Genomic DNA, 7,237 nt, shown 5'->3' with positions numbered 1-7,237 from the left:
CCACCGCCCATCATTGAAGCGCAACCACCAAGCTCATGAAGGAGCACCCCATGGCAAAGATTCTCAACAGCATTGTTGAAGCAACCGGCCAGACCCCCCTGGTTAAGCTGAACCGACTGGACGAGGGCCTTCCCGGTAACGTAGCGGTCAAGCTTGAGTTCTACAATCCCGCAGGTTCGGTCAAGGACCGTATCGGTCGCGCCATCATTGACGCTGCTGAGAAGTCGGGTGCGCTGAAGCCCGGCGGCACCATTGTTGAGGGTACTTCCGGCAACACCGGTATTGCGCTGGCTATGGTGGGTGCTGCTCGCGGTTACCGCGTCATCCTGACCATGCCGGAGACCATGTCTGCTGAGCGTCGCGTGCTGCTGCGCGCTTACGGTGCTCAGATTGTGCTGACCCCCGGTACCGAGGGTATGCGCGGCGCTGTGGAGAAGGCTAAGGAAATCGTTGCGACCACCGAGAACGCTATCCTGGCGTCCCAGTTCTCCAACGAGGCGAACCCCACCATTCACTACAACACCACCGGCCCCGAGATTTGGGAAGCAACCGACGGTAAGGTCGACATTTTCGTGGCGGGTATTGGCACCGGCGGCACCATCTCCGGTACCGGTAAGTACCTGAAGGAGCAGAACCCGAACGTGAAGGTTGTTGCGGTTGAGCCGAAGGACTCCCCGCTGCTCTCCGAGGGTCGCGTTGGCCCCCACAAGATTCAGGGCCTGGGCGCTAACTTTGTTCCCGACACCCTGAACCGCGGCATCTACGATTCGGTGACTCCGGTCAGCGCTGAGGACGCTATGCGCACCTCCCGCCTGCTGGCTACCCAGGAAGGTATTCTGGGCGGTATTTCTTCCGGTGCGGCTGTGTGGGCTGCTCTGGAGGAGGCTAAGAAGTCTGAGAACAAGGACAAGCTGATTGTGGCTATCGTTCCCGACTTCGGTGAGCGTTACATCTCTACCGCTCTGTACGAGGATATCCGCGGCTAATTGAGCTTCTGAGCCCCCGTTATCGGGAGGCGTCAGGTTTATAGCGCTACGCCCCGTCTGCCGGTTGCATACACGGCAGGCGGGGCGTTTCTATGCCCCCTGCGAAATTAGAGACTCTGCGAACTGTACGGCGAGGAGCTGAACTGTTCCACCGCTCCCCTGTGGGTCCGTCCCGGGCTGTTCTTTTCTGCCGTCCCACGTGCATCCGCCGCGGTTGAGCAGTGATACGGGCGGGTGCGTCCATCATGTTGCTGATTGCGGTGGGAATAGCCGAAAGGGCCCCGTTGTTGGTACCTTTGGAAAGGTCGCATACACACAGCACGACCGATGAGGGAAAGGGAACCCATGAGTTTTATTGCGCGTCTGCGTGAAGATATTGAGAACGTCCGCCAGCACGATCCTGCTGCGCGCGGCGCTGTCGAGATTGCGCTGAACTATTCGGGTATGCACGCCATTTGGGTTCACCGTCTGACCCATAAGCTTTGGCAGAAGGATGAGACGAAGGCTCTGGCTCGTACTCTTTCGCAGTTTGCTCGTTTTCTGACCGGTGTGGAGATTCACCCCGGCGCGACCATTGGCCGCCGTTTCTTCATTGATCATGGCATGGGCATTGTCATTGGTGAGACCGCTGAGGTTGGTGACGACGTGATGCTGTACCACGGCGTGACCCTGGGCGGTCGCTCCCTGGAGAAGGTGAAGCGTCACCCCACCATTGGTGACCGTGTGACCATTGGCGCAGGTGCTAAGGTGCTGGGTCCGGTGGTTATTGGTGCCGATAGCGCTATTGGCGCGAACGCTGTGGTCGTCAACGATCATCCGGCGGATTCGATTATTACCGGCATTCCGGCGAAGCACCGCCCGCGTACCCCGGAGAAGAAGAAGCCGCTGGTGGACGCTGTGGAGTATATTGACCCCGCCATGTGGATTTAGGCTTGGCAATCGTTTTGAGGCGGTAGAGGTGCATCTGACGGCTCCTCACTAGGCTTCTAGGCTCTGCTGGCCTTCTCCCCCTGCTATGCCCCCTCAAGATACCCCTGAGATACCTCTGAGGCATCTCGGGGCACCCCATCAAGACATAACGAAAGCCCGCCTTCGACCGGATTCTCATCCAGCCGAAGGCGGGCTTTGACGTATTCAGCTACGTGAGCTTAGTGAACGTGAATATCCGCTGCGTTCACCTCGGAACGGTCGCCGCTCCACATGGTGTGGAAGGCGCCCTCTTCGTCAATACGACCGTAAGTGTGTGCACCGAAGAAGTCACGCTGACCCTGAATCAGGGATGCGGGCAGGCGGTCGCGGCGCAGGCCGTCGTAGTAGGACAGTGCGGATGCGAACACCGGCACGGGGATGCCCAGTGCGGTTGCCTTAGCCACCACGCGACGCCAGGAAGGAACGAGCTCCTCCATGAGGTTCTTGAAGGCGGGTGCCAGCAACATGTTCGCGGGTGCTTCGCCTGCGTAGGCAGCCATGATGTCGCCCAGCAGCTCGGCGCGGATGATGCAGCCTGCACGCCACAGCGATGCGATGGTGTCCAGCTTCAGGTCCCAACCGTATTCCTTGCCTGCGCGGGTGAGCAGGTCCATGCCCTGTGCGTACGCAACGAGCTTGGATGCGAAGAGTGCGCGGCGCACATCCTCAACGAACTCGGGGTCGCCTGCACCGATGCCGGTGGTTGCGATCAGACCTGCGGGCAGTTCGCGCTGTGCCTGCTCGCGCTGCTCACGCTCGGAGGAGGAGAGGGCGCGTGCGAACACGGACTCTGCGATAGCGGAGACGGGGGAACCAAGGTCCAGGCCAGCCTTAGCGGTCCACAGGCCGGTACCCTTCTGACCCGCTGCGTCAACGATAACGTCGACCAGGGGCTTGCCGGTCTTTGCGTCTACCTGTGCGAGCACCTCTGCGGTGATTTCGATCAGGTAGGAGCTCAGGTCGGTCTTGTTCCAGGTCTTGAAGATCTCTGCCTGCTCGGCGGGCTCAATGCCTGCCACGGAGCGGAGAATGTCGTATGCCTCGCCGATAACCTGCATATCGGCGTACTCGATACCGTTGTGGACCATCTTCACGAAGTGGCCCGCACCGTCGGTGGAAATCCATGCGCAGCAGGGTGCACCGTCCTGGGGTGCCTTCGCTGCAATCTTCTCGAGCATGGGGCCCAGGTGCTTGTAGGACTCTGCGGAGCCGCCGGGCATCATGGAGGGGCCCCAGAGAGCGCCCTCTTCGCCGCCGGAGACGCCAACGCCCACGAAGTGCAGGCCCTTTTCAGCCAGGGCGTGCTCGCGACGGATGGTGTCGGGGAAGTGGGAGTTACCGCCGTCAATAATGATGTCGCCCTTATCGAGCATGGGGGTGAGCTGCTCGATAACAGCGTCGACGGGTGCGCCCGCCTTGACCATAATCAGGATGCGGCGGGGAGACTCGAGGGAGTCAACGAGTTCCTGCAGGGACTCGGTACGGATGAAGTCGCCGTCTGCGCCGTGCTCAGCCAGCAGTGCGTCGGTCTTCTCTACGGAACGGTTGTGCAGTGCCACGGTGTAGCCGTTACGTGCCAGGTTGCGGGCGAGGTTTGCGCCCATGACAGCAAGGCCGGTGACACCAATCTGTGCCTTCTTGTTTTCAGTCATGTATATAAGGATACGCGCTTAGGGCAGGCTATATATAGGTGGACTGCAGTTTTATGCTTGGAGGAATCACAGTTCCGGCTGGATTATCTTCGTGAGCTTCCCGCCGGGCTCCCTCGCGGCGGGTAGTGGGTAAAGAAAACCGGGTAAACAAAAACTGGGTAAACAAAACCCCGGCACCTTGCGGTACCGGGGTAATCGGTGGGTCCTACCGGGATCGAACCGATGACATCCACGGTGTAAACGTGGCGCTCTACCAGCTGAGCTAAAGACCCGTAGTTCTCACTGTTTCGTTTTCGTTCCAGTGGCGAACACAAGAAAAAACTATACGGACTTCTGGTGCGACATGCAAATCCATAACATGTGTTCTATGTCTCAATATTTTTTTCATTTTCCCACCGCACCCCACACTAAGCCACAACAAGTCATGTTGGACCATTACCTTTTAGGCAGGTCATACCCCTTCATTCCGCGCCATTCCGCCAACCCCGTCATTCCGCGCCATTTAGGTGCAAAAAAACTCTAACTAGTACTTTTGATGCACATATTTCCCACTCAGATAGTCACAATGCGAAACCCACATCACAAAAACCCTCATTTGAGACCAAGAGAGGCACCTTTAGGTCTAAGATAGTAGAGATAAGAAGCGATGTGGGCCTTACAGACCTATAGCGCTTAAACACAAAGATTGTTCGACAACGCAACATCGCGGGGCGGGCGATCTCACAACCGCACAGAAGAGAGGTTGGATTAGTTTGGCTAACGTACCGAACGAGCACTCCCTGAGCACCCTTCTTGATGGCCTGAAGGACATCGACGTAGAAGAGACCCAGGAATGGGCTGAGTCCCTCGAGGACCTTATCAAGACTCACGGCACCGAGCGTGCAGAGTACATCCTTCGCGCGCTGCTCAAGGAGGCTGGCGAGAAGGGCGTAAAGGTCCCCACTCTGGTCAAGACCGACTACATCAACACCATCCCCGCAGACCAGCAGCCCGAGTACCCCGGCGATGAGGAACTCGAGCGCCAGTACCGCGCATGGATCCGTTGGAACGCAGCAATTATGGTTCAGCGTGCCCAGAAGAAGGGCATCGGCGTTGGCGGTCACATCTCCACCTTCGCAGGTGTGGCTGACATCTACGAAATGGGCCAGAACCACTTCTTCCGCGGCCGTAACCACCCCGGTGGCGGTGACCAGGTCTTCTTCCAGGGTCACTCCTCCCCCGGTGTCTACTCCCGCGCATTCGTTGAGGGCGTCCTGAGCGAAGACCAGATGGACGGCTTCCGTCAGGAGAAGACCAAGGGCGTAGACGGTATTCCTTCGTACCCGCACCCCCGCTGCATGCCCGAGTTCTGGCAGTTCCCGACCGTTTCCATGGGTCTGGGCCCCCTGAACGCAATCCACCAGGCATCCTTCAACAAGTACCTGCACAACCACAAGATCAAGGACACCTCCGAGCAGCACGTCTGGGCATTCCTGGGCGACGGCGAAATGGACGAGCCCGAGTCGCGTGGTGCACTGCAGCTGGCTGCAAACGAGCACCTGGACAACCTGACCTTCGTCGTCAACTGCAACCTGCAGCGTCTGGACGGTCCCGTTCGCGGTAACGGCAAGATTGTTCAGGAGCTCGAGGCATTCTTCCGCGGCGCAGGCTGGCACGTCATCAAGGTCCTGTGGGGCTCCGACTACGACGAGCTGCTCAAGAAGGACAAGAGCGGCAAGCTCATCCAGCTGATGAACGAAACCCTCGACGGTGACTACCAGACCTTCCGCGGTGAAGACGGCGGCTACATCCGCGAGCACTTCTTCGGCAAGTACCCTGAGACCAAGGAACTGGTTGCAGACCTGACCGACGAGCAGATCTTCAACCTGCGCCTGGGTGGCCACGACGACAAGAAGCTCTATGCAGCCTTCAAGGAAGCTATGGAGACCAAGGGCAAGCCCACCGTCATCCTGGCACAGTCCATTAAGGGTGCGGAGCTCGGCCCGTTCTTCGAGGCACGTAACTCCACCCACCAGATCAAGAAGTTCACCATGGAAGCACTGAAGGGCTTCCGTGACCACCTGAACATTCCCATCTCCGACGAGGAGCTGGAGAAGGATCTGTACAACCCGCCGTACTACCTGCCCGAGGCAAACCACCCGGCACTGCAGTACATGCACGCACGCCGTAAGGAACTCGGCGGTTACATCCCCGGCCGCGCAAACACCCAGCCTGAGATTATCCTGCCCGAGTCCAAGGTCTACGCACAGACCAAGAAGGGCTCCGGCAAGCAGACCGCTGCTACCACCATGGCGTTCGTCCGCCTGATGAAGGACCTCATGCGCGTGAAGGGCTTCGGTCACCGTATCGCTCCCATCACCCCCGATGAGGCACGTACCTTCGGTATGGACTCCTTCTTCCCCTCGGCTAAGCTGTACAACCCCAACGGCCAGAACTACGTGCCCGTTGACCACCAGCTCATGCTCACCTACACCGAGTCCCCCGAGGGCCAGATTGTTCACGTGGGTATTAACGAGGCAGGCGCAACCGCTGCATTCATCGCTCTGGGTTCGTCCTACGACACCCACGGCGAGCCGATGATTCCGATTTACATCTTCTACTCGATGTTCGGCTTCCAGCGCACCGGCGACTCCTTCTGGGCTGCTGCCGACCAGCTGTGCCGCGGCTTCGTCATCGGTGCAACCGCAGGTCGTACCACCCTGTCCGGTGAGGGTCTGCAGCACGCTGACGGTCACTCCCCGATTCTGGCGTCCACGAACCCGGCGTTCAAGATCTACGATCCGGCATACGGCTACGAGATTGCTCACATCGTGGAGCGCGGTATCGAGCAGATGTACGGCACCAAGGACGAAGACCACAACGTCATGTACTACCTGACCGTGTACAACGAGCCGATTCACCAGCCTGCTGAGCCGGCAAACGTTGACGTTGAGGGCATCATCAAGGGTATCCACAAGATCAGCGAGTCCCCGCTGACCTCCGGCCCCAAGGCACAGCTGCTGGCATCCGGCGTTGCTGTTCCGTGGGCTGAGAAGGCTCAGCAGCTGCTGGCTGAGGACTGGGGCGTCTCCGCAGACGTCTGGTCTGTCACCTCGTGGACCGAGCTGCGCCGCGACGGCATTGCCGCTGAGGAAGAGGCTCTGCTGAACCCGAACCAGCCCGCTCGCGTTCCTTACGTGACCCAGAAGCTGGCTGGCGCTGCTGGCCCGATCGTCGCGACCACCGACTTCGCTTCGGAGGTTCCCGACCAGATCCGCCAGTTCGTTCCGAACGACTTCGCAACCCTGGGTGCTGACGGCTTCGGCTTCGCAGACACCCGCCCGGGTGCACGTCGCTTCTTCCACATCGATGCAGAGTCGGTTGTTGTCCGTACCCTGCAGATGCTGGCAAAGCGCGGCGAGGTTGCAGCAGACGTTCCCGCGAAGGCATTCGCTAAGTACGACCTGCTGAACGTGAACGCTAACTCCGAGCTGGAGCAGCACTAAGCATTTAGCGGTAGAACCTCGGCTCTGCGTTAGACGCTAAACGATGCCCCCGGTTGATGATTTATCAACCGGGGGCATTCGTGTTTTAACTCAACTGCATGTTTTAACCGATGTAGCCCGCAGGTAACGACTATTACCTCCGGGC

4 protein-coding genes and 1 tRNA gene are annotated in these 7,237 nt (G+C 59.1%); 3 read left to right on the top strand and 2 right to left on the bottom strand.

From position 1 onward, the window contains the following. Window positions 1-50 precede the first annotated feature (50 nt). Window positions 51-986, top strand: a complete 936-nt coding sequence (gene cysK, locus HMPREF2779_RS07890; protein WP_070686621.1) for a cysteine synthase A — start codon at window positions 51-53, stop codon at window positions 984-986. A 345-nt stretch (window positions 987-1,331) separates the two neighbouring features. Next, window positions 1,332-1,916, top strand: coding sequence for a serine O-acetyltransferase EpsC (gene epsC / locus HMPREF2779_RS07885; protein ID WP_005507433.1), 585 nt, complete (start codon window positions 1,332-1,334; stop codon window positions 1,914-1,916). Window positions 1,917-2,134: 218 nt separating this feature from the next. On the opposite strand, the gene gndA is transcribed toward epsC, so the two are convergent. Beyond that, the gene (gene gndA / locus HMPREF2779_RS07880; protein ID WP_105361240.1) at window positions 2,135-3,607 is read right to left on the bottom strand and encodes an NADP-dependent phosphogluconate dehydrogenase; all 1,473 of its coding nucleotides are present in this window, start codon (window positions 3,605-3,607) and stop codon (window positions 2,135-2,137) included. 199 nt (window positions 3,608-3,806) lie between these two features. After that, window positions 3,807-3,879 (bottom strand) — tRNA-Val (locus HMPREF2779_RS07875). A gap of 480 nt (window positions 3,880-4,359) precedes the next feature. On the opposite strand from HMPREF2779_RS07875, the gene aceE reads away from it, so the two are divergent. Then, entirely contained in the window at window positions 4,360-7,092 is a 2,733-nt protein-coding gene (gene aceE / locus HMPREF2779_RS07870) for a pyruvate dehydrogenase (acetyl-transferring), homodimeric type (RefSeq protein ID WP_105361239.1), read from the top strand. Window positions 7,093-7,237: the final 145 nt, after the last annotated feature.

Origin of the sequence: Rothia sp. HMSC069C03, from assembly GCF_001811075.1 — a bacterium.
GTDB classification, from domain to species: Bacteria; Actinomycetota; Actinomycetes; order Actinomycetales; family Micrococcaceae; genus Rothia; species Rothia mucilaginosa.
Note: the sequence above shows the minus strand (reverse complement) of the source record. Positions and strands in the feature narration are given on the sequence as shown.

Excerpts from the sequence above, each read along its gene's own strand:
- gndA (WP_105361240.1), bottom strand. The coding sequence starts at position 3,607 with ATGACTGAAAACAAGAAGGCACAGATTGGTGTCACCGGCCTTGCTGTC.
- epsC (WP_005507433.1), top strand. The coding sequence starts at position 1,332 with ATGAGTTTTATTGCGCGTCTGCGTGAAGATATTGAGAACGTCCGCCAG.
- cysK (WP_070686621.1), top strand. The coding sequence starts at position 51 with ATGGCAAAGATTCTCAACAGCATTGTTGAAGCAACCGGCCAGACCCCC.